Raw genomic sequence first — 21,515 nt, forward strand, 5'->3', positions numbered from 1 at the left:
ACGGCATGTCCAGCACGGCTCCGGCCCCAGCGGTCGGCGAGGACCAGCGGCGCGACGCGTGCGCCACCCGTGAAGCGATCCTCAAGGCGGCGCGGCGCCGCTTCTCGTCGTGCGGCTACGCCGACGTGACGCTGCGCGACATCGCGGCGGACGCCGAGGTCAGCGCGGCGCTGGTGATGAAGTACTTCGGCAGCAAGGAAAGCCTGTTCGCGGAGGCCTCGGGCTTCGAGCAGGACGCGGAGCGACTGCTCGACTGCGAGCTCCCCCGGCTCGGCGAGCACCTGGTCCGGACGCTGCTGGACTACCACGACCGGACCCAGGGCGACCCGCTGGTGCGGGCGGTCTTCACGTCGTCGCGCCCGGCCGGGGCCCAGTTCCGCGCGAACTTCGAACGCCAGCTGGTGAGCCGGCTGGCCAAGCGCCTGACCGGCCCGAAGGCCCGCCTCCGGGCGGAGCTGGTCTGCAGCCACCTGATGGGCCTGGGCGCGGCCCGGCTGGTCCTGAAGACCAAGGCGATCAGCGCCGAACCGAAGGAGGACCTGATCGCGATCACGGCCCCGCTGCTGCAGAACTGGATCGACGCCCCCCTGTAGCGCGCCGCTTTCGGTCGTCAGCCGGCCGCTTCGACGTACGCCGCCAGGTTGGCGAGCGAGGAGGCGATCCCCTCCTCGTGGGCCGCTTGATCGATACCGGGTGGCACGTCCGCGGCGGTGACGGTCACGTCGGTCCCATCGCCGGCGGCGGCGAGGTGCCAGGTCATCGTCATGGTGCCCGCGAACGACGGATCGTCGGCCTCGAACACCGCCCGCTGCACCACGCGCTCGTTCGGCACCAAGTCGGCGAACCCGACGTCGACGACGTCCGTCGCATCCGAAGTCTTGCCGGGGCTACCCTCGGGATCGAGGTAGGTGAGGACCATCCGGAACCCGCCACCGGGCCGGGGATCCCACCGCTCGATCCGGCCGCGCATGCCGTCCGGTGGCAGCCAGGCCTCGAGGGACTTCCGGTCGAGGAGAGCGCCGTAAACGGTCTCCGGTGACGCCGCGATCACCCGGCTGGCGCGGTCAGTCCTGCCCATCCGCCGATTCTAGGCGCTTTCGTCGGCTTCTTCGCCGGTTTCCTCCTCCCCGCACGCCGGCACGGCTGGACTTCCGCTAGGCGCGAGGGAACCGCAGCCCTCCCTCATCCACGAGCCCGGCTCAGCAGTGGCGCGAGGATTTCGCGCAGTTGGGCCGGGTTTTGGTGGTGCAGTGCTCTCATGCCAAGTTCCCAGGCGGCTTCGACGTTCTGGAGGGTGTCGTCGACGAACAGGCAGCGAGCTTCCGGGACACCCGCTCGGATCGCCGCGAACCGGTAGATGCCCGGGTCCGGTTTGGCGATTCCCACCCGGGCGCTGTTGACCACTTCGTCCAGGAGATCCGCTATCCCGAGCCGGGCCAGGTCCGATTCCAGCCGGGTGGTCGCGTTCGACACCAGTACCACCGGGACGTGTTCCCGCGCCGCCGCGAGCAGTTCCGCGACTTCTTCGACGACTTCGCCCGCGTGGGCGGACCACTCGGCGACGAGCGCCCGCGCCGCCTCCGGGCTTCCGCAGGCTTCGGCGAGGTCGGCGGCGATCGCCGCGCGCCATTGCTCGTCCGTCCGGGCCCCGGTGATCGCGGGGTTCAGCCGGTCCGGCGCGAACGCCGTCTCCGCCAGCGTCCCCCGCGGCAGGCCGTTCGCGCGGTCCAGTCCGGACATGATTTCCGGGTCCCACCACCGAATGACTCCGTCGAGGTCGCAGAGGATCGCATCGAACTCCTTCACGGGCATGGCGCCCATGATGCCACCAGCGGACGGTCCACGGCGGCCGCATCGGTGCGCCCGGCGTGCTCGGCCCACCAATAGCGCGCGAGCCCGGAATTCGGCCGCACTGTCGTCATCGGACAGACCTCCCTCCCGGGTCGGTCGCGGCGCGGGCACCCCGGATTCCCTGCTATTAGCGGACTTTCGGCCGCACGCAGGTTAGACCGTTCAGTCGTTGGATTTCAACGTTTGATTGCGCAAACTTCGTCAACAGGTAACCCCTGATCAAGGAGGCGAAATGACGAGCTACGTCCGGCACATCGCGGCACGACTGGTCGGCAAGACCCGGATGGGCGGCTTCTACACCTACTGGATCATCGCCAACTGACACCGCAGCGGGGTGGCGGCCGCTCCTCGCCTCCACCCCGCATTCCGGAGGGAAACCGTTGACCGGCACCAGAACCAGCACCGCTCGGCCGCCCGGCCCGAAGGGTCGCCTACTGGTCGGGAACACGCTCGACTACGACCGCGACCGGATGGCGTTCCTCCGCCGCTGCCACCAGGAGTACGGCGACGTCTTCTCCTTCGACGACCGCACGATCGTGGTGCTCGCGCCGGATCTGGTGCACGACATGCTCGCCCGGACCAACGAGGACTTCCACAGCGAGAGCACGCCGATCGCGACGCGGATCGATCCGGAGCGCGCGGCGACGGACGCGCAGGTGTGGATGACCGCCAGGCGGAAGGGCTGGCACGGGCTCAGCCGCGCGGTCTCCCACGCTCATTCGGCCCGGCTGCACCCGCTGTTCCAGCGAACGCTCGACGAGACCGGTGGCCGCCAGGTCGAAGTCCTCCACGTGATGGAGCAGTTCGCCGGCCGCGCCACGGCGGACTTCTGCCTGGGCGCCGATTCCGGCGGCGTGCCGGAGGTCCTCACCGAGAACGTCAAGGCCATCGAGCCGCTCGGCGGCAGCTCGCAGCTGTTCCCGGCGTGGTGGCCGTCCAAGCGCATCCGGCGCTTCCTCAAGGCGCGGGAGAGCACGCTGGTCGTCATCACCGAGAAGATCCGGAAGCGCCAGGCGAGTTCGCCGGCACGGCCCGAGCAGCCGCAGGACCTGCTCGACGTGCTGCTCGCCGCGCGAGATCCCGAGCTCAGCGAGCTCCAGGTCCAGCGGTTGCTCCGCGGCATCATGCTGGCCGCGTACGGGGTGCCGGCTTCGGCGCTGACGTGGCTGGTGCGGGTGCTGGCGACCGAACCCGAACTGCGGCGCCGGGTGTCCGAGGAGGCCGAGTCGTGGCCGCACGAGGAGGCACCGCCGCTCTCCGCGTTGCCGCAGACCGAGGCGGTGATCAAGGAAGTCCTGCGGTTGTGGCCGCCCACCTGGCTGATCGGGCGGACCGCCCGGCGGGAGACCGCGCTCGGCGAGTGGCGGCTGCGGCCGAACGACCAGGTGATGTTCAGCCCCTACCTGATCCACCGGGACCCGCGCTGGTGGTCCGATCCGGACCGGCTGCTGCCGGAGCGGTGGCTCGGCGCGCAGGCGTCCCCGCACCGCCACACCTACCTCCCGTTCGGCGCCGGACCCCGGGTCTGCGTCGGCACCCAGCTCGGCATGATCCAGATGGCGCTGGCCGCCTTCTGGCTGGTGCGCGAGTACGAGGTGACCACAGAGGACGGTTCCTGCCCGCCGAGGTTCCAGGAACTCCTGCAGCCGCAGGGATTCACCGCTCGTTTCACCCCGCGCAAGGCCGGCTCCGGGACGTCGTGAGCTGAAAACCGCTTCACAGCGGCAGTCCGGCCGCGCCGCATCGGCGCGATCTCCAGCTCGTCGGCCTTTCCCGTCCTGCCGGACGGGGCGGTTCAGGTGCGCTGAGCGGTCTTACCCGGGAACGCCGGGAAGGACGCCAGGCCGCGGACGACCGACGTCGGGCGGCGCACCACGGGTCCGGCGCGGCGCAGATCGGGCACCCGGGTGGCCAGGCAGCGGAACGCGACTTCCCCCTCGATCCGCGCCAGCGGGGCGCCGAGGCAGTAGTGGCTGCCCGAGGAGAAGGCCAGGTGCTCGCCCTGGACCTCCCGGGTGATGTCGAAGCGGTCGGGATCCTCGTGCTTCGCCGGGTCCCGGCCGGCCGAGGCCAGCAGCACCAGCACCGGAGTGTCCTTGCGCAACCGGCGGCCGGCGAGCTCGAGCGGCTCGTGCGCGATCCGGCCGGTCATCTGCACCGGCGGGTCCCAGCGCAGCGCCTCCTCCACCACGGCCGGTGCCAGGCTCGGGTCGGCGCGCAGGAGGTCCCACTGCTCCGGGTGGTTCAGCAGCGCGTTCGCGCCGTTGCCGACCATGCTGACGGTCGTCTCGAAACCGGCGACCAGCAGCAGGTTGCACAGCTGCACCAGCTCCGTGCTGGTGATCTTGTCATCGTCGAGCGCGGTCACCAGGTTGCTCACGACGTCGTCGCCCGGGTCCGCGCGGCGCTGCTCGATGAGCCTGGCGAACATCGCGTCCAGCTCGTTCAGGGATTCCCGCATCTGCCGGAGCTGCTTGGTCGAACGGACCCCGTCCAACGAGCCGGACACCACCAGGCCGTGGTGCCCCAGCCGGTCGGCGTCCACTTGGGACAGCCCGAGCAGGTCGCAGATCACCCGGATCGGCAGCAGACTGGCGTAGTCGCGGACCAGGTCGAAGCCGCCGCGCCCGATCGCCTCGTCCAGCAGTTCGTTGGCGATGTCCTCGATCCGCGGGCGGTACTTCTCCATGAGGCGCGGCCGCAGCTCCGGCGCGGCCAGGCGCCGGATCCGGGTGTGGTCCGGCGGGTCGAGTTCGAGCAGCGAGAGCTGGAGGTCGACGGCGGCCGCGGTGGGGTCGCCGTAGGACCCGTCGCTGCGGAGCACGCCGAATCGCCGGTCCCGCAGCACTTCCTCGCAGAGCTCATGGGTGGTGCAGATCAGCAGCCCGAGCTTGCTGCGGATCAGCGGTCCCCGCGCCCGCATCGCCGCGTAGATCGGGTACGGGTCGTCGCGCCACGGAGAGTGCAGCAGGCGGGCGAAGGAATCACCGCCCTTGGCGAACAGGGAGGCCAGCGCCCCTTGGGCGAACAGCCTCGCCCGGAGCCCGAGCTCGGCGAACGTGCTCTGGTCGGCCCGGGACTGCTGACCGGACATCGTCGAACCTCCGTGATCGATCGGGTGGGATGAACGCCTGTTTCCGAACTCGTTCTGCGTGACGGTGCGAACAGCGGAACCTCAGACGCCGTCCGGACTCCGTCCTCCGCAATTTCCATTGAAATCGAACCTTCGATTTCAATGGAAATTGCGGCACTTCGCTACGGGACGCGGGGTCGACCGAGGACCGGGGCGTCGAGGCTCATGGTTTCGGGCAGGGCTCGCGGCTCCGGAACCAGGTGCAACCGCTGGACCCCGGCTTCTGCCGGCCGTTCGGCGCCGCATTCGCAGCGCTCGTCGGTGAAGCCGGCGAAGCGGTAGGCGATGTCCATCATCCGGTTTCGGTCGGTGGCCCGGAAGTCGGCGACGAGGTGCACGCCGGCCCGGAATGCCTGGTCCACCAACCAGTTCAGGATGACCGTGCCCACCCCGAAGGAGACCACCCGGCACGAGGTGGCCAGCAGCTTGAGGTGCCAGTGGTCGGGGCGGGTTTCCAGCAGCAGCACGCCGATGGCGCCGTGCGGGCCGAAGCGGTCGGTGAGCGTGGCCACCAGGACCTCGTGGGCCGGGTCGGCGCAGAGCTCGCGCAGCACGGCGTCCGGGTAGTGCACCCCGGTGGCGTTCATCTGGCTGGTGCGCAGCGTCAGCTCTTCGACCCGCGACAGCTCCTCGTCGTCCGCCCGGCCGACGCGCAGTTCGAGGCCCAGCGTGCGCAGGAACTCCTCGTCGGGCCCGGCGAAGGACTCCCGTTCGGAATCCCGCTGGAAGTTCGCCTGGTACAGCTGCCTGCGCCGCCGGGAATCGACCGTCACCGCCCGCGGGCTGAACTCGGGCAGCCCCGGCAGGGCCAGCGCCTGGTCGGCCGGGTAGCAGCGGACCTCGGGGAGATGGAAGGCGACCTCCGCGCGTTCGGCCGGCTGGTCGTCGATGAAGGCGATCGTGCCGGACGCGAAGTTCAATCGCTCCGCGATGCGGCGAACCGAATCCGACTTGCGCCCCCAACCGATCTGGGGAAGCACGAAGTAGTCGGCCACGCCCAGCTCCACCAGGCGCGCCCACGCCAGGTCGTGATCGTTCTTGCTGGCCACCGCCTGCAGGACGCCGCGGGAGTCGAGCTCCTCGATGACGGCGGTGATCCCGTCGGCCAAGCGCACGTTTCCGTCCTCGACCAGGGTGCCCCGCCACAGGGTTTCGTCCAGGTCCCAGACCAGGCATTTCACCAGCGGCTGCTTGTCGTCCATCGGTACTCCCGAAACGTTCATCGTGCTGCGGTCAGCGCGTGCTGCGCCAAGATGAGCTGGCAGATCTCGCTGCTGCCTTCGATGACCTCCATCAGCTTCGCGTCGCGGTAGGCGCGGGCCACGACGTGCCCGTCGCGCGCGCCCGCCGAGGCCAGGACCTGCACCGCCGACGCGGCGCCCGCAACGGCCTGGCCGGAGCTCACGTGCTTGGCGAGCACTGTGGACACGACCGCGTCCGGAGAACCGGAATCCCAGCAGCGGCTCGCGTGTTCGCACGCCCTCGTCGCGACCTGCTCGGCCACCAGCAGCTCGGCGAGGTGCCGGGCGACCAGCTGGTGCTCCGCCAGCGGTTTGCCGAACTGCCGTCGCGACGCGGCGTGCCCGCTCGCCGCGGCCAGGCAAGCCCGCAGGATGCCGACGCAGCCCCAGGCCACCGACATGCGGCCGTAGGCGAGGGCCGTCGTGACCAGCAGCGCGAGGGACTGGCCGGTGCCACCGAGGACGCTGTTCCTCGGCAGCCGCACGGAATCGAAGCGGACGTTGGCGTGCCCTGCCGCGCGGCAGCCCAGCGGCTCCGCGATCCGCTCCACGTGCACGCCGGGTGCCGATGCGGGCACGACGACCGCTGCGGCGCCATCCCCGTGGCGGCCGAAGATCACCAGCAGGTCGGCGTAGTGCGCGGCGGTCATCCACACCTTCTGCCCGCTCACGACGACGGAGTCGCCGTCCTGGCGGATTTCGGTGCCGATCGCGGACAGGTCGCTGCCCGCCTCCGGTTCGCTGAACCCGACCGCAGCCAGCTCCCCGCCGGTCAGGTGCGCGAGGTAGGTGCTGCGCTGGTCGGCGTCGCCGAGTCGCTGGATGGTCCACGCCGCCATGCCCTGCGAGGTCATCACGCTGCGCAGCGAGCTGCAGAGGCTGCCCACGTGGGCGGTGAACTCCCCGCAGGCGAGGCTGTCGAGGCCGAGGCCGCCGTGCTCCGCCGGAACCTGGGGGCACAGCAGGCCCCGCTCGCCGAGTTCGCGCAGCACCTCCCCCGGCAGGAGTCCCGCCACATCCCAGGAATCGGCCTGGTCGCCGACGAGCGCCGCGACCAGGGCACGTTCGTCGGCGAGCCGCTCAGGCGCCATCGTTGGGCGCGGCCCGTTGGAGCCGGTGGACGAGGTCCGCCATGGCTTTGACGGAGCGGAAGCTGTCCATCTTCAGGTCCGGTCCGACGATGGACACGTCGAATGTCTGCTCCAGCTGGACCACCAGCTCCATCGCGAACAGCGACGTGATCAGCCCCTCCGCGAACAGGTCCCGGTCGGGTGCCACCGACGTCCTCAGCCGCTGCTCCAGGAACGACAGCAGCCGGCGCTCGATCGCCGCGCGGGAATCCTGCTCGACCGATTGATCCGTTGTCATGAGAGCACCTCTCCGTAGTCGTAGAAGCCCTGGCCGGTCTTGCGCCCCAGGTCTCCGCTGGCCACCTTCTCCAGCAGCAGGTCGCACGGCCTGCAGCTCTGCTCGCCGGTCCGCTCGTACAGCGCCGCGAGGGAATCCACGAGGTTGTCCAGGCCGATCAGGTCCGCGGTCCGCAGCGGGCCGGTCGGGTGGCCGAGACAGCCCTGCATCAAGGTGTCGACCGCGTCCACCGTGGCGGTGCCGCGCTCCACGATCCGCGCCGCCTGGTTGATCATCGGGTGCAACAACCGGCTGGTGACGAACCCCGGGTCGTCCCGCACCACGACCGCGGTCCGGTTGAGCGCGACCAGCAGCGACTCGACCGCCGCGACCGCCGCGCCGGAAGTGCGCGGGCCGCGGACGAGTTCCACCATCTTGATCAGGTACGTCGGGTTCATGAAGTGCGTCCCGACGAGCCGCTCGGGGCACGGCAGCTCCTCGGCGAGTTCGTCTATGGGGATGCCCGAGGTGTTGGACACCAGGGGTGTTCCGGGCGGGACCACCGCCGCGACCTCGGACAGCACCTTCCGCTTCACCTCGGGAAGTTCGGTGACCGCTTCCAGGACGGCGGTCGACCCTTCCGCGCCCGCGACGGACGTGCTGGTGACCAGTTCGCCGGCGGGTTGGTCGGCGGGCAGCGCGCCCAGCAGGTGGGCGTGCCGCAGCTGCCGGGCGATCCGCGCCCGCGCCTGATCCAGCGTCGGCCGGTCCACGTCGACCAGGTGCACGGGCAGCCCGTACCCGATGGCCAGGGTCGTGATGTTCGATCCCATCACCCCCGCCCCCAGGACGGTGAGCCGGTGTTCTCCCGGACCGAATTCCACCGCGTCTCCTATCGAAGTGTGGAGGCCACCCGCCGCCGACCGTCCTGTTCGGACGGCCGGATGGACGGGCGGCTGGTTGTCGTCTCAAGTCGTTCTTGCCCGCCGCAGGTGGGCCTGGGCATCAGGACGCCTTCTTCCGGATGAGGGAAATGCCGTCCGCCATGGTCAGCATCGCGAGGTCGACCCGGTCGTCGGCGCGGATGCGCGAGTTGAGCTCGCGCAGCGCGACCGTGTCCGGATCCTGGGCCGCCGGATCGACGACCCTGCCGAAGAAGACGGTGTTGTCCAGCACGATCAGCCCGCCTGGACGCACCAGGACGAGAGCATCCTCGTAGTAGCTCGGGTAGTTCGCCTTGTCGGCGTCGATGAACACCAGGTCCATCCGGTTCGCGCCGCCCTCGGTGATGAGGCCGGCGAGCGTCGTCCGCGCATCACCGACGCGGACCTCGATCCGGTCGGCGACACCGGCGCGCTTCCAGTACGGGGCGCCGATCGCCGGCCACCTGTCGGTGATGTCGCAGGTCACCAGGCGCCCGTCGGCGGGAAGTGCCCGGGCCATGCACAGCGTGCTGTAGCCGGTGAAGGTGCCGACCTCCAGCACGGAACGGGCGCTGATCAGCCCGACCAGGAACGCGAGCAGCTGCCCTTCCTCGGGCATGACCTGCATGACCTTCCCCATCGGATAGGCCACCGTCTCGTCGCGCAGTTCGCGCAGGATCTCGTCCTCCCGCAGCGAAACCTCGCGGACGTAGGAGAGCAGTTCCGGGGAGAACCCGGTTTGATCGGCCATGTCTCCTGCAACCTCCCGCCTGATGTCTGCCTCGTGCCTCCGGAGCGAGACCCGGCTACGTCCGGCCGAGCCGGACGGGGAGCCGCTCGAGTCCGCGCATCACGACGCTGAACCGCCACTCCAGCTGCTCGGCCGGTACCGCGAGGTCGATCCGGCCGTACCTGCCCAGCAGCTTGGTGAACGCGATCTCCGCCTCCAGCCGGGCCAGCGGAGCGCCGAGGCAGTAGTGGATGCCATGCCCGAAGGCGAGGTGGCCGCCCTCGTCCCGGCCGATGTCCAGGACGTCCGGGTCCGCGTAGCGCCGCGCGTCGTGGTTGGCGGAGTCGATGTTGAGCATCACGAACTCGCCCTCCGGGATGCGCACCCCGGCGATCTCCACGGGTTCGGTGGTGAACCGCAGCGTCGCCTGGTTGATGGGGCTGTCGTAGCGGAGGAACTCCTCGATGGCGCCGGGCAACCGGGTCGGGTCGTCCCGCAGCGCCGCGAGCTGGTCCGGGTGGGTCAGCAGCGCGAGCATGCCGTTGCCGATCAGGTTCACCGTGGTTTCGTGGCCGGCCGCCAGCAGCAGACACGCCATCGAGACCAGCTCGTCCGCGGTCAGCCGATCACCGCCGTCCCGGGCGTGGATCAGCGCGGAGAGCATGTCCTCGCCCGGGTCCTGTTCCTTTGCCTTGATCAAGCCGTGCAGGTAGTCCGCCATCGCGCTGGACGCCTCCGTCACGACTTCCGGCGGCAGCGCCGAGACGAGCGCGTTGGACCAGGACCGGAACTCCTCCCGGTCCTCCTGCGGAACCCCCAGGAGCTCGCAGATCACCTTGATCGGCAGCGGAACCGCGAAGACCGCCAGCAGGTCGACGTGCTGCCGCCCGCCCAAGGCGTCCAGCAGCTCGTCGCAGATCTCCTCGATCCGCGGCCGCAGGCGCTCGACCGCGCGCGGGGTGAACGCCTTGTTGACCAGCCCGCGCAGCCTGCCGTGCTCCGGTGGATCGGTGTTGAGCATGTGGTGCAGGAGCGACTGCCCGAACAGGCTGTCGGTGCCGGACAGCGAGTGCCGGTCGAGCATTTCGGCGACCCGCTGCGAGTCCTTCGCGAACCGCTGGTCGGCCAGCGCCGCGCGCACCTCCGCGTGGCCGGTGATCAGCCACGGCCGGAACCCCGACGACATGGCCATCTGGCGAACCGGGATGTCCCTCATGACGATTCTCCTCGCATCGGCGGCCGCACCGATGGGTCACCGGACGCCGTTGCAGCTGTCCCGATGTCATCGGCCAGCCAGGACTCCAGCGCGGCGGCGGTCGTGGTGGCGTGGTCGTGCAGCATGGTGGCGTGATCACCGGGCACGACGACGATCTCGTCGACACCGTCCGGGGGTGCCGGGCTCTCGCCACCCGTCGCGTCGAGGAACACCTGTTCCCGGGCCCGCAGCAACAGGGTCCGAGCCGCGGCCGGCCGCGCCTGCCACTTCTCGAACAGCTGCAGGTACCGGCTCATGGCCGTGAGTTCTTCGCTGCCGACGTTCAGCGTCCGCACGAGCCGCGAGTTCGCCGCCATCAGTTCGTCGAAAACCCGGTGCGCGTACTGGAGGTCGGGGCTGTAGGCGTCCACCAGCACCAGGCGCTCCGGCGGCGAGCAGATGCTCTCCAGGTGTGCCGCCACCTCCTGCGCGACCCAGCCGCCCGAGGAGTAGCCGAGCAGCACGAACGGCTCGCCGCCCGCGCACTCCAGCACTGTCGTCGCGTGGTGCCGGACCAGCGTCGCCATGTTCTCGGGAAGCTGTTCGCCACGGCCGAAACCGGGGTGGGGCAGCACCCAGACGTCCCGCTTGCCGCGGAACGGGGCGGCGAGGCGCACGAACTGGTGCGCGCCGGCCGGCGTGACGAACGGGGTCAGGCAGATCAGCGCGGGCCGCTCCGGGCCCCGCGCCAGGCGCAGCGGGGTGGGCCGGTTCAGCAGCTCCTCCGGGTTCCTGGCGCCGGGACGCAGGTTCGCGGCCGCCTCCAGCATCGGCATCGCCGCCATGGCCGTGCCGTTCTCGCAGGCCTGCCGGTAGAGCTCGACCATCATGTCGGCCGGTCCGCTTTCGCGGGAGCCGGTCAGCGCCGTGCGCAGGTACCGGGCGAGCTCGGCCGGCGTGGGGTGTTCGAAGGCCAGGCTGGTGGGCAGCTTGAGGCCGGTGGCCGCCGAGAGCCGCTTCCGCAACTGGACCGAGGTCAGCGAATCCAGGCCCAGTTCGGTGAAGCGCTGCGCCGGATCCACTTCGCCGGCCTCGGCGTAGTTGAGGACGGCGGCGATCTGGCCGCGGACCAGGCCCAGGAGCGCTTCTTCTTGCTGCTCCTCCGGAAGTCCGGACACCTCGTCCACAAGCGACGATGCGTCCGCGGGCTCGTCGCCCCGGCCCAGCCGCCGCACGTCCGGTAGGTCCGCGAGCAGCGGACTCGGGCGGGACTCGGTGAAGTCGGGGAAGAACCGCGTCCAGTCGACCGGCGACACGATCAGCGACGTCTCCTCGTGCTCCACCGCCTGGTGGAGCGCGTCGACCACCAGCTCCGCGGGGATCGCCGGGTCGGGTCCGCGGTCGAGCGCCACCGCGGTCGCGACCGCTCCGCGCGCGCGGCGTCGCCGGGCCAGCCCGTCGAAGAACGCGCCGACCGCCCCGGTTCGGGCCTGTCCCGCGCTGCCCCAGACGGCACCGGCCGAGGACAGCAGCACGAAAGCATCCAGTTCCCGGTCCGCGAGCAGTTCGTCGAGGTTGGTGGCGCCCGTCAGGTCGTCGGCCGGGCCCGTGCAGAACTGCTCCGCTCCGGCGTTCGGGGGCGCGACGTGGAGCAATGCGGTGAGCTCCCGGCCGATCCCCGCCAGCAGCCGGGAGAGCGCCGCCCGGTCGCTCGTGTCGCATTCGACGATGCTCACCCGGTCTCCGGCGGCCAGCTCCTCGGGTTTCGGGTCCCCGGGCCGGCATTGCAGCACGAGGTGCTCGACGCCGGATTCGGCCAGCCTCTTCACCAGGCCTTCTCCGATGTCGTCGCCGATCGCGCCGGTGACCAGCACCGTGCCGCGCGGCTGCCAGGTGCGCTTCGGCCGGGCGTCGGCCAGCGGGGCGCGAACGAGGCGGCAGCCGAACACGCCCGATGCCCGCACCGCGACCTGGTCTTCGGTCCGTCCCGCGAGGACGCCTGCCAGGCGCCGCATCGCGAACTCGTCCGCTGCTTCGGGAAGGTCGATCAGCCCGCCCCAACGTGCGGGGTGTTCCTGCGCGACCGCGCGGCCGAAACCCCACAGCTCGGCCTGCGCCGGATCGGGCGGCGCGTCGGTCGGCGAAGTCGATACGGCTCCGCTGGTCGCGCACCACAGCGGCGCCTGGACGCCGAGTTCACCCAACGCGCTCACGAGGCCGATCGAGGCGACCAGGCCGGCGGGCAGCGCCGGGTGCGGTCCGGATGCGAGCCCCAGCAGCGAGAGTATGCCCGCCGGTGGTTCGTCGATTACCGCGCGCAACCGCTCCAACGCGACGTCGTGGTCCGCGTCGGCGGGCAACTCCACCGCGCGCACCGTCGCGCCGTGCGCGCTGAGGGCCTGGGCCGATGCGGCCGTCCAGTCGTCGTCGAGTCCGGCCGGAACGACGAGAAGCCAAGTCCCGTCGAGCTGTGGCGCGGTGGTCTCCGGCACCCGGGCGAAACCGGTCCGGTACCGCCAGTTGTCCAGTGTGGACTTCTCCCGGCGCTTCCGCCGCCAGGCGGACAGCAGCGGGATGGCCGGTTCGAGCGCAGTGGCATCGGCGCTCAGCGCGGCGGCGAGCCCGGGGAGGTCCGCTTTCTCCACCAGATCCCAGAATTCGGCGTCCTCCGAGCGCGATCCGGTCGCTCCCCGGGGGACGTACTCCATCCAGTACCGCTTGCGCTGGAACGGGTAGGTCGGCAGGTCGACCGCCCGGGAGGCGCCGTCACCGAAGGCGGGTTCCCAGTCCACGTGCACGCCGTTGACGTGCATCTGGGCCGCGGCGAGGAAGAACCGGTCCAGGTCACCGTCGTCGCGGTGCAGGGTGTCGCCCACCACCACTTCGGCCTCCGCCGCATCGGCGATCGCCTGGACCATTTCGGCGAGCAGCGGGTGCGGGCTGATCTCGACGAACGCCTCGTGCCCGCGGGCGAGCAGGCTGCGCACGGCCGGTTCGAAGCGGACCGTCTGGCGCGCGTTGCGGTACCAGTAGTCGGCGTCCAGCTCGGTGGTGTCCAGCACATCGCCGGTCACGGTGGAGAAGAACGGGATCTGCCCCTGCGCCGGGGAGATCCCGTCGAACGCGGCCAGCAGGTCGTCGCGCAGCGCCTCCACCTGGGCCGAGTGCCCGGCTCCGGTGGCGGCCCGGATCTTGCGGGCGCGCATGCCCGCGGCCTTCAGCTCGTCCAGCAGTTCGTCGATCGCGTCCAGGTCGCCGGAGACGGTGAGCGCGGTCGGCCCGTTCTCCGCGGCGACGGACAACCGGTCGCCGTACTTCTCCAGCCGCGCGCGCAGTTCCCCGACCGGCATCGCGATGGCCGCCATGGTTCCTTTGCGGTGCAACGGCATCAGTGCTTCGCATCGCTTCGCGATGAGCTTGGCCGAGTCCTCCAGCGTCAGCGCCCCGGCGATGTGGGCGGCGGCGACCTCGCCTTGCGAGTGACCGAGCACGGCGGCGGGCTGCACCCCGTAGGACTGCCACAGGCGCGTGAGCGCCACCATCACCGAGAACAGCACCGGCTGGACCACCTCGCCGCGCTCCAGCGACGGAGCTCCCGGCAGCCGGCGCAGCACGTCCACGACCGACCAGCCCACCAGCGGCGCGAACGCGTCCGCGCATTCCCGCAGCGCCGCCGCGAACACCGGGGACGAGTCCAGCAGCGTCACGCCCATGCCCGCCCACTGCCCGCCCTGCCCCGGGTACACGAACACCGGCGCACCGATGTGCTGCCGGGCGACGCCCGTCACGACCTGCGTGGCGTGCTCGTCGCGCTCGGCAGCGGCCAGACCGGCGAGCAACCGTTCGCGGTCCCGGCCGACCACCACGGCGCGATGCGACAGCGCCGCTCGTGACCGGAACAACGACCGCCCCAGGTCCTCGCTGCCGGTGCCGGGGGCCGACTCCGCGAACCTCCGCAGGTTTCCGGCCTGTGCGCGCAATGCGGGCGTGCCCTTGCCGGACAGCAACCACGGCACCGCCGGAACAGCCACGGGTTCCGCCGTACGGGTCTCGGTCTGGGCCTGTTCCAGGATCACGTGGGCGTTGGTGCCGGCTCCGCCAATGGACGAGACCGCTGCGCGCCGTGGGCGGCCGGTCTCCGGCCACTCTCGCTCGTCCACCAGCAACCGCAACGCGCCCGAGGACCAGTCCACATGCGACGATGGCTCGTCCACGTGCAACGTCCTCGGCAGGAAACCGCGTTCCAGGGCCATGACCATCTTGATCACACCGGCCACGCCCGAAGCGGCCTGCGTGTGCGCGATGTTCGACTTCACCGACCCCAGCCACAACGGCCGTTCCGGCGAGTGCCCTTCGCCGTAGGTCGCCAGCAACGCACCGGCCTCGATCGGATCCCCCAGCCGGGTCCCGGTCCCGTGCGCCTCGACCGCATCCACATCCGACGCCGACAAGCCCGCGTTCGCCAACGCCGCACGAATCACCCGCTCCTGCGACGGGCCATTCGGCGCCGTCAAACCGTTGGTCGCGCCGTCTTGGCTCACCGCGCTGCCGCGGACGACCGCCAGCACCTTCCGGCCATGCCGCACCGCATCCGACAGGCGCTCCACCAGAACCACGCCGACGCCCTCGCCCCAGCCGGTGCCGTCCGCCGACTCCGCGAACGCCTTGCACCGGCCGTCCGCGGCCAGGCTCCGCTGCCGCGAACCCTCGACGAAGATCCGGGGTGAGACGATCACGGCCGCTCCCCCTGCGATGGCGAGGTCGCACTCGCCCAACCGCAACGCCTGGCACGCCTGGTGCAACGCCACCAACGACGACGAGCACGCCGTGTCCAGCGTCACCGCGGGCCCGTGCAGTCCCAGCACGTACGCCAGCCGGCCGGACATGACGCTCTGCCCGTTGGCAGCCAGCAGATACCCCTCGTCGGCGTCGGGCACCCGGTCGAGGAGGCCCAGGTAGTCGTCCCCGGAAGCTCCGATGAACACGCCGGTCGACGTGCCGTGCGCCGAAGTCGGCGCGATCGCGGCCCTTTCGAACGCCTCCCAGGTGGTCTCCAGCAGCAGTCGCTGCCGCGGGTCCATCATCAGCGCCTCGCGCGGTGAGATGCCGAAGAACGCCGGATCGAAGCCGGCGGGGTCGTCCATGAAAGCCCCGTGCCGGACGTAGGACTTGCCGAGCCGGTCGGGGTCCGGGTCGTAAAGACCCTCCAGGTCCCAACCCCGATCCACCGGAAACCCCGCCACCCCATCCCGGCCGCCGGCGACCAACTCCCACAGGTCCTCCGGCGACGACACGCCACCCCCGTACCGGCACGCCATCCCCACGATCGCGATCGGCTCGCGAGAACGCTCCTCCAGCTCGCGCACGCGCTTGCGGGCATCGCGCAGCGCGGCGGTGGCCCGCTTCATGTAGTCGAGGGTCTTCGCGTCTTCCGTCACGTCAGTTCCACCTATCCGACCGCCGGGGCATCCACGAGCTCAGGGCGTGTCCAGTTCGCTGTCGAGGATGTCGAACATCTCGCCGATGTCGGCGGATTCGAGGTCGCGGACCCCATTTCCGTCCGCATCGGACTCCGCAGCGGCGCCCCCCAGGCTCCCGGCCAGGTCGGCGAGGCGCGCCGCGATCGCGCGGCGCTCCGCCGGGCCGTAGGAGCCGTCGGCCAGCGCCTTCTCCAGGCCGTCGATCTCCAGCAGGGCCTTGGCAGCCGGGGTGGGGTCGTCCTTGACGAGCCTGGTGCGGAGGAAGGCCACGAGCTCAGTGGTGGTCGGGTAGTCGAACACCACCGTGGCCGGCAGCCGCTGGCCGATCACGGCCCCGAGTCCGTTGCGCAACTGCACCGCGGTCACCGAGTCCAGGCCCATGGCGAGGAACGTCTGCCCGGGGTCCACGGCCTCCGGCGACGGATGCCCGAGCACCTCGGCGACCTGCGTGCGGACCGACTCCAGCAGCAGCCGGTCCTGCTCGTGCCGCGAGGCGGACGCCAGCCGTTGCGGCAGCGACGCCGGTTCCTCCCCGCCGCGGGCGTCGTCCGCGGCGGGGCGGCTCATCGCCTCGATCGCCTGCCGCGCCTCCGGCAACTCGTCCAGCAGCGGGCGCCTGCGGGCCAGGGTGAAGCCGGTGACGAAGCGCTCCCAATCCATGTCCGCGATCGTCACCAGCGTCTGGTCGGCGTCGAGAGTCTGCTGCAGCGCCGTGATCAGCAGTTCCGGCGCCATGACGTGGACGCCCCAGCGGCGCAGCGTCTCGTCCGCCGCTTCCTGCATCGTCGAACCGGCTTCGGCCCACGCACCCCACGGAAGCCCGCGGCGACGCAAGGTGTCCTCGGCGGCGTCGCGGACCGCCATGCCGTCCCCGGCCCAGCCGCCCCAGGCGATCGCGGTCGCGGGCAGGCCGCGAGCTCGGCGGTGCTGCGCGAGCGCCTCCAAGTACGTGTTCGCCGCGCCGTAGCTGCCGTGGCGCCCGACGCCCCAGGTCGCGGTGATCGCGGAGAACAGGACGAACGCGTCCAGGTCCAGATCCTCGGTCAGCTCGTGCAGATGCCGCGCGCCAACGGCCTTCGCCTCCGCGATCTCCGCGAAGTCGGCAGGACTCGTGTCGGGGAGCGGCTGCAACCGGCCGATCCCGGCCGCGTGCACGACCGCCGACAGCGGTCGTTCCGCCGGGATCGTGGCCAGTACTCCGCGCAGCGCCTCCCGGTCCCGCACGTCGCAGGCCACCACGGTGACCTCGGCGCCGAGCGCCTCCAGTTCGGCGACCCGCTCGGCCATGCCGGGCGCGGCGTCGCCGCGGCGGCCGAGCAGCACGAGGTGACCGGCACCGCTGCGGGCGAGCCAGCGGGCGACGTGCCCGGCCTGCACGCCGGTGCCGCCCGTGATCAGCACGGTTCCGTCCGGCCGGGGGCGCCAGGCACGAGTTCCGGTCCGCTCGCCGAGCCGGGCCCGGGTCAGGCGGCGCACGAACGCCCCCGAGTCGCGGATCGCGATGTGGTCCTCGTCGTCGGCCGCGCCCAGCACCCCGGCCAGCTGCCCGAGCACGCCGTCGTCCGGTTCCGGCGGTAGGTCGACCAATCCTCCCCACCGCTCGGGGTGTTCCAGGCCGACGACCCGGCCCAGGCCCCAGGTCAACGCCTGCAGCGGGCGAACCAGCGGATCCGGGGCACCGGTGGAGACCGCGCCCCGGGTCAGCAGCCAGAGCGGTGCGCCCACCTCCGCGTCGCCGAGGGCCTGGATGAGCGCCAGCGTCCCGGTGGTTCCCGCAGGGACACCCGGGTGCTCCGGGTCGGCGGTCTCGTCCAACGCGAGCAGCGACACCACCCCGGAAACGTCCGACGGCCGCAGCCCGGCGTCGGCGAGCGTGGCGCGGAGCCGGTCGAGCAGTTCGCCGCGCCGCATCCCGGCAGGCATCCCGAACGGCAGCACGACGGCGCCGCGGTCGGCCAGACCGTCCAGCACCGCGGTCGCCCACTTCTCGTCGGCGTCGCCTTCGGAGGTCAGCGCGAGCCACGTCCCCGACAGTCGGCGGGTCTCGAATTCGGTCGGCTCCCAAGTGATTCGGTACCGCAGGTCGTCCAGCACCGTGGCCTCGCAGTCCCGGCGGCGCCAGGCGGCCAGCGCCGGCAGCACGTCCTGCAGCGTTCCAGTCGCCTCAACTCCCAGCGTCGCCGCCAACGCCGCGACGTCCTCGCCCTCGACCACGGTCCAGAACCGCTGCTCTGCCGGTGACCCGCTGCTCACCGGCGTGGTTCCGGCCGCCGGCTGCTTCTCGGGCCAGTACCGCTGCCGCTGGAAGGGGTACGTCGGCAGGTCCACGTCGCGACGGGCCGATCCCGCGAACGGTCGCTCCCAGTCCACCGGGATGCCGACGACGAAGGCTTCGGCCATGGAGCGGTACAGGTGGCTCAGATCGCCCATGTCGCGCTGGAGAGTGGCGGCGACGAAGAGCTGATCGCCCATGTCCTCGAGGTTCTGCTCCACCGCCGCCGTCAACACGGCGTGCGGGCTGATCTCGACGAATGCGGCATGCCCCCGTTCGGCCAGCGCCTCGACGGCGTCGCCGAACCGGACCTGGCGACGCAAGTTCCGGTACCAGTAGCCGCCGTCGAGCTCCGGGCCGTCGAGCCAGTCGACTTCCACCGTGGAGAAGAAGGGGATTCGCGCGGTCGTCGGTTCCGTCGGCGCCAGGGCGCGTTCCAGTTCTTCGGCCAGGGCCTCGACGTGCTGCGAATGGGCCGTGAAGTCGACTCCGGGCACGCGCCAGCGCACCACGCGCTGCGCGGACAGCTCGCGCTCCAGCTCGGTCAGCGCGCCGTCGTCGCCGGAGACGGAGACCGACGCCGGGCCGTTGACCGCCGCGATGGCGAGGCGATCCCCCCACCGGGCGATCATGTCGCGCACCCGGTCGGCCGGCGCCATCACCGACACCATCCCGCCCTTCCCGGCGAGCCGTGCCAGCGCCTGGCTGCGCAAGGCCACCACCCGCGCACCGTCCTCCAGCGAAAGCGCACCGGCCACGCATGCGGCGGCGACCTCGCCCTGCGAGTGCCCGACCACCGCGCCCGGTTCGACGCCGTGCGAGCGCCACACCTGCGCCAGGGACACCATCACCGACCACAGCACCGGCTGGACCACGTCGACCCGCGTCAGCGCCTCCTGGTCGTCCAGCACGTCGGTCAGGTCCCAGTCCACCCAGGGCCGCAGCGCCGCGCCGCACTTGTCCATCCATTCCGCGAACACCGGCGAAGAATCGAGCAGTTCCCGGCCCATCCCCACCCAGTGCGACCCTTGTCCGGGGAACACGAACACCGGCGCTGTGTCGACGTCACCGACGACGCCGTGGACCACGTGGGGCGCCGGCTCGCCATCGGCGAGCGCCGCCAGCCCGGCGAGCAGGTCCGCGCGTTCCGTCCCGACGACGACCGCCCGGTGCTCGAAGGTCGATCGGCTCCGCACCAGTGCGGCACCCAGGTCCGCCAGGTCCAGTTCCGGGTCCCGCTCGACCCGCGCCAGCAGCCGCGCCGCCTGCTGGCGCAGTGCGTCCTCGGTCCGGCCGGACAGCACCCACGGCACCGCGGGGAGCGCCTCGCCGGCGGCCTCCTCGGCGTGGGCGGGGGCTTGTTCCAAGATGACGTGGCTGTTGGTGCCGCTGACCCCGAACGATGACACCGCCGCGCGGCGAGGGCGGCCGGTCTCCGGCCACTCTCGCTCGTCCACCAGCAACCGCACCGCACCCGAGGACCAGTCCACATGCGACGATGGCTCGTCCACGTGCAAGGTCTTCGGCAGCAAGCCGCTTTCCATGGCCATGACCATCTTGATCACACCGGCAACACCCGAAGCGGCCTGCGTGTGCGAGATGTTCGACTTCACCGACCCCAGCCACAACGGCCACTCCGACGAGCGGCCCTCGCCGTAGGTCGCCAGCAACGCCCCCGCCTCGATCGGATCTCCCAACCGAGTTCCGGTCCCGTGCGCCTCCACCGCATCCACATCCGACGCCGACAGGCCCCCGCTTGCGAGCGCCGCCCGAATCACGCGCTCCTGCGACGGGCCGTTCGGCGCCGTCAAGCCATTCGACGCACCGTTCTGGCTCACCGCGCTGCCGCGGACGACCGCCAGCACCTTCCGGCCATGCCGCACCGCATCCGACAGGCGCTCCACCAAGAGCACGCCGACGCCCTCGCCCCAGCCCGTGCCGTCCGCCGACTCCGCGAACGCCTTGCACCGGCCGTCGACGGAAAGGACGCGCTTGCGGGAGAACTCGACGAAACCCTCGGGCGTCGAAAGCACCGATGCGCCGCCGGTGATCGCGAGGTCGCACTCGCCCAACCGCAACGCCTGGCACGCCTGATGCAACGCCACCAACGACGACGAGCACGCCGTGTCGACCGTGACGGCCGGCCCGTGCAGTCCCAGCACGTACGCCAACCGGCCGGACTTCACGCTGGCCGCGTTCCCGGTGATCACATAGCCTTCGCTGCTCGCCGGGATCTCGTCGAAGGCGTACCGGTAGTCCTGGTAGTTGGTGCCGACGAACACGCCGGCGCTGGTTCCGCCGAGGCTCGTCGGGTCGATGCCGGCCCGTTCCAGCGCCTCCCAGGTCGTCTCCAGGAGCAGCCGCTGCTGCGGATCCATCACCGCGGCCTCCCGGGGCGAGATGCCGAAGAACGCGGCGTCGAATCCGGCTATGTCATCGAGGAAAACCCCCGCGCGGGTGTACGACTTGCCTGCGTGGTCGGGGTCCGGGTCGTGAAGACCTTCCAGGTCCCAACCTCGATCCACCGGAAATCCCGTCACCGCGTCACGACCGCCGGCGACCAACTCCCACAGGTCCTCCGGCGACGACACGCCACCCCCGTACCGGCACGCCATCCCCACGATCGCGATCGGCTCGTCCAACCGCACCTCCGCGTGCGCCGTGGCGGAGGACTCCGCTCCCGACCGGCCGGTGATGCGCTCGCGCAGGTAGCGGGCGACCGACATCGGGTTGGGGTGATCGAAGAGCAAGGTCGGCGGCAGGGCGATTCCGGTGGCCCGCGAAAGCTCCTGCCGCAGCTCCTCCCTCGCCTCCCGCTTGATCCCCATGTCCCGGAAGGGCTTGCTCTCGGCGATCCGCGAGGGCAGACCGCCGCCTAGCACGGAGACCACCTGCGCTCGCACCAGGTTCAGCAGAATCCTGTCCTGGCGATCGCCGGTCTCCCCGGCCAGCAGGTCCCGCAACTCGGCCACGGCCGCCGACTGAGTGTTCACCAGATACCTTCCACTAGTGGGCTCGGGGACGTTCGGTCATGGGGGCGCACCGCCGGCACGCCAGTTCCTGCTATCTCACCCCGATTTCGCGGAACCGCCGCGGAGAACCGGCCGGGCACGCGAGGATTTCCGCTGAAGCGGACGACTTCCTCGCCGCTGCGGTCGTGCCTCCTCCAACGTGTGCGAGTTGCCGAGGTCGGCGAAACGGGACGCTACGTCCGGCCCGATCCGGTTCGCAAGGAAGGCGGCCACAAGCTGCCACAGCGCGACGGCACGACTCGCCTCCAGTTCGGAATAGTCATTGCGGCACAACGAAATCGGGAGAACGCGGGCACACCGGTGCGCGTGCA

13 protein-coding genes are annotated in these 21,515 nt (G+C 71.2%); 2 read left to right on the top strand and 11 right to left on the bottom strand.

The features are described 5' to 3' along the window. Window positions 1–5 precede the first annotated feature (5 nt). Window positions 6–593: a TetR/AcrR family transcriptional regulator gene (locus AC07EQ_RS02040; protein WP_478386078.1), complete on the top strand. Its 588-nt coding sequence runs from the start codon at window positions 6–8 to the stop codon at window positions 591–593. A 17-nt stretch (window positions 594–610) separates the two neighbouring features. Here the strand turns inward: AC07EQ_RS02040 and AC07EQ_RS02045 are convergent, their stop codons facing one another. Together AC07EQ_RS02045 and AC07EQ_RS02050 are read right to left on the bottom strand one after the other, a co-directional pair. Next, window positions 611–1,078 carry an SRPBCC family protein gene (locus tag AC07EQ_RS02045; RefSeq protein WP_478386079.1) on the bottom strand — a complete coding sequence of 156 codons (468 nt, stop codon included), beginning with the start codon at window positions 1,076–1,078 and terminating at the stop codon, window positions 611–613. 104 nt (window positions 1,079–1,182) lie between these two features. Next, window positions 1,183–1,812 carry an HAD family hydrolase gene (locus tag AC07EQ_RS02050; RefSeq protein ID WP_478386080.1) on the bottom strand — a complete coding sequence of 210 codons (630 nt, stop codon included), beginning with the start codon at window positions 1,810–1,812 and terminating at the stop codon, window positions 1,183–1,185. A gap of 419 nt (window positions 1,813–2,231) precedes the next feature. Between AC07EQ_RS02050 and AC07EQ_RS02055 the strand changes: the two genes are divergently transcribed. After that, a complete protein-coding gene (locus tag AC07EQ_RS02055) occupies window positions 2,232–3,554 on the top strand; it encodes a cytochrome P450 (protein ID WP_478386081.1) in 1,323 nt (440 codons plus the stop codon). Between the two features lie 92 nt (window positions 3,555–3,646). Here the strand turns inward: AC07EQ_RS02055 and AC07EQ_RS02060 are convergent, their stop codons facing one another. The 9 genes from AC07EQ_RS02060 to AC07EQ_RS02100 all read right to left on the bottom strand — a co-directional run bounded on the left by AC07EQ_RS02060 (window position 3,647) and on the right by AC07EQ_RS02100 (window position 21,165). Next, entirely contained in the window at window positions 3,647–4,945 is a 1,299-nt protein-coding gene (locus tag AC07EQ_RS02060) for a cytochrome P450 (RefSeq protein ID WP_478386082.1), read from the bottom strand. Between the two features lie 161 nt (window positions 4,946–5,106). Further along, a complete protein-coding gene (locus tag AC07EQ_RS02065; RefSeq protein WP_478386083.1) occupies window positions 5,107–6,186 on the bottom strand; it encodes an HAD-IIIC family phosphatase in 1,080 nt (359 codons plus the stop codon). Window positions 6,187–6,203: 17 nt separating this feature from the next. Beyond that, the gene (locus AC07EQ_RS02070; protein WP_478386084.1) at window positions 6,204–7,316 is read right to left on the bottom strand and encodes an acyl-CoA dehydrogenase family protein; all 1,113 of its coding nucleotides are present in this window, start codon (window positions 7,314–7,316) and stop codon (window positions 6,204–6,206) included. Beyond that, entirely contained in the window at window positions 7,306–7,593 is a 288-nt protein-coding gene (locus AC07EQ_RS02075) for an acyl carrier protein (RefSeq protein WP_478386085.1), read from the bottom strand. The genes AC07EQ_RS02070 and AC07EQ_RS02075 overlap by 11 nt, the downstream gene beginning before the upstream one ends. Then, window positions 7,590–8,456, bottom strand: coding sequence for a 3-hydroxyacyl-CoA dehydrogenase family protein (locus AC07EQ_RS02080; protein ID WP_478386086.1), 867 nt, complete (start codon window positions 8,454–8,456; stop codon window positions 7,590–7,592). The genes AC07EQ_RS02075 and AC07EQ_RS02080 overlap by 4 nt, the downstream gene beginning before the upstream one ends. Before the next feature lie 121 nt (window positions 8,457–8,577). Then, window positions 8,578–9,246, bottom strand: a complete 669-nt coding sequence (locus AC07EQ_RS02085) for an O-methyltransferase (RefSeq protein WP_478386087.1) — start codon at window positions 9,244–9,246, stop codon at window positions 8,578–8,580. A 55-nt stretch (window positions 9,247–9,301) separates the two neighbouring features. Further along, window positions 9,302–10,441, bottom strand: coding sequence for a cytochrome P450 family protein (locus AC07EQ_RS02090; RefSeq protein WP_478386088.1), 1,140 nt, complete (start codon window positions 10,439–10,441; stop codon window positions 9,302–9,304). After that, on the bottom strand, window positions 10,438–15,858 hold the full coding sequence (locus AC07EQ_RS02095) for a type I polyketide synthase (RefSeq protein WP_478386089.1): 5,421 nt from the start codon (window positions 15,856–15,858) through the stop codon (window positions 10,438–10,440). The genes AC07EQ_RS02090 and AC07EQ_RS02095 overlap by 4 nt, the downstream gene beginning before the upstream one ends. A gap of 39 nt (window positions 15,859–15,897) precedes the next feature. After that, window positions 15,898–21,165, bottom strand: a complete 5,268-nt coding sequence (locus AC07EQ_RS02100; RefSeq protein ID WP_478386090.1) for a type I polyketide synthase — start codon at window positions 21,163–21,165, stop codon at window positions 15,898–15,900. Window positions 21,166–21,515 lie beyond the last annotated feature (350 nt).

Source organism: Saccharopolyspora sp. NPDC045839, from assembly GCF_056431645.1.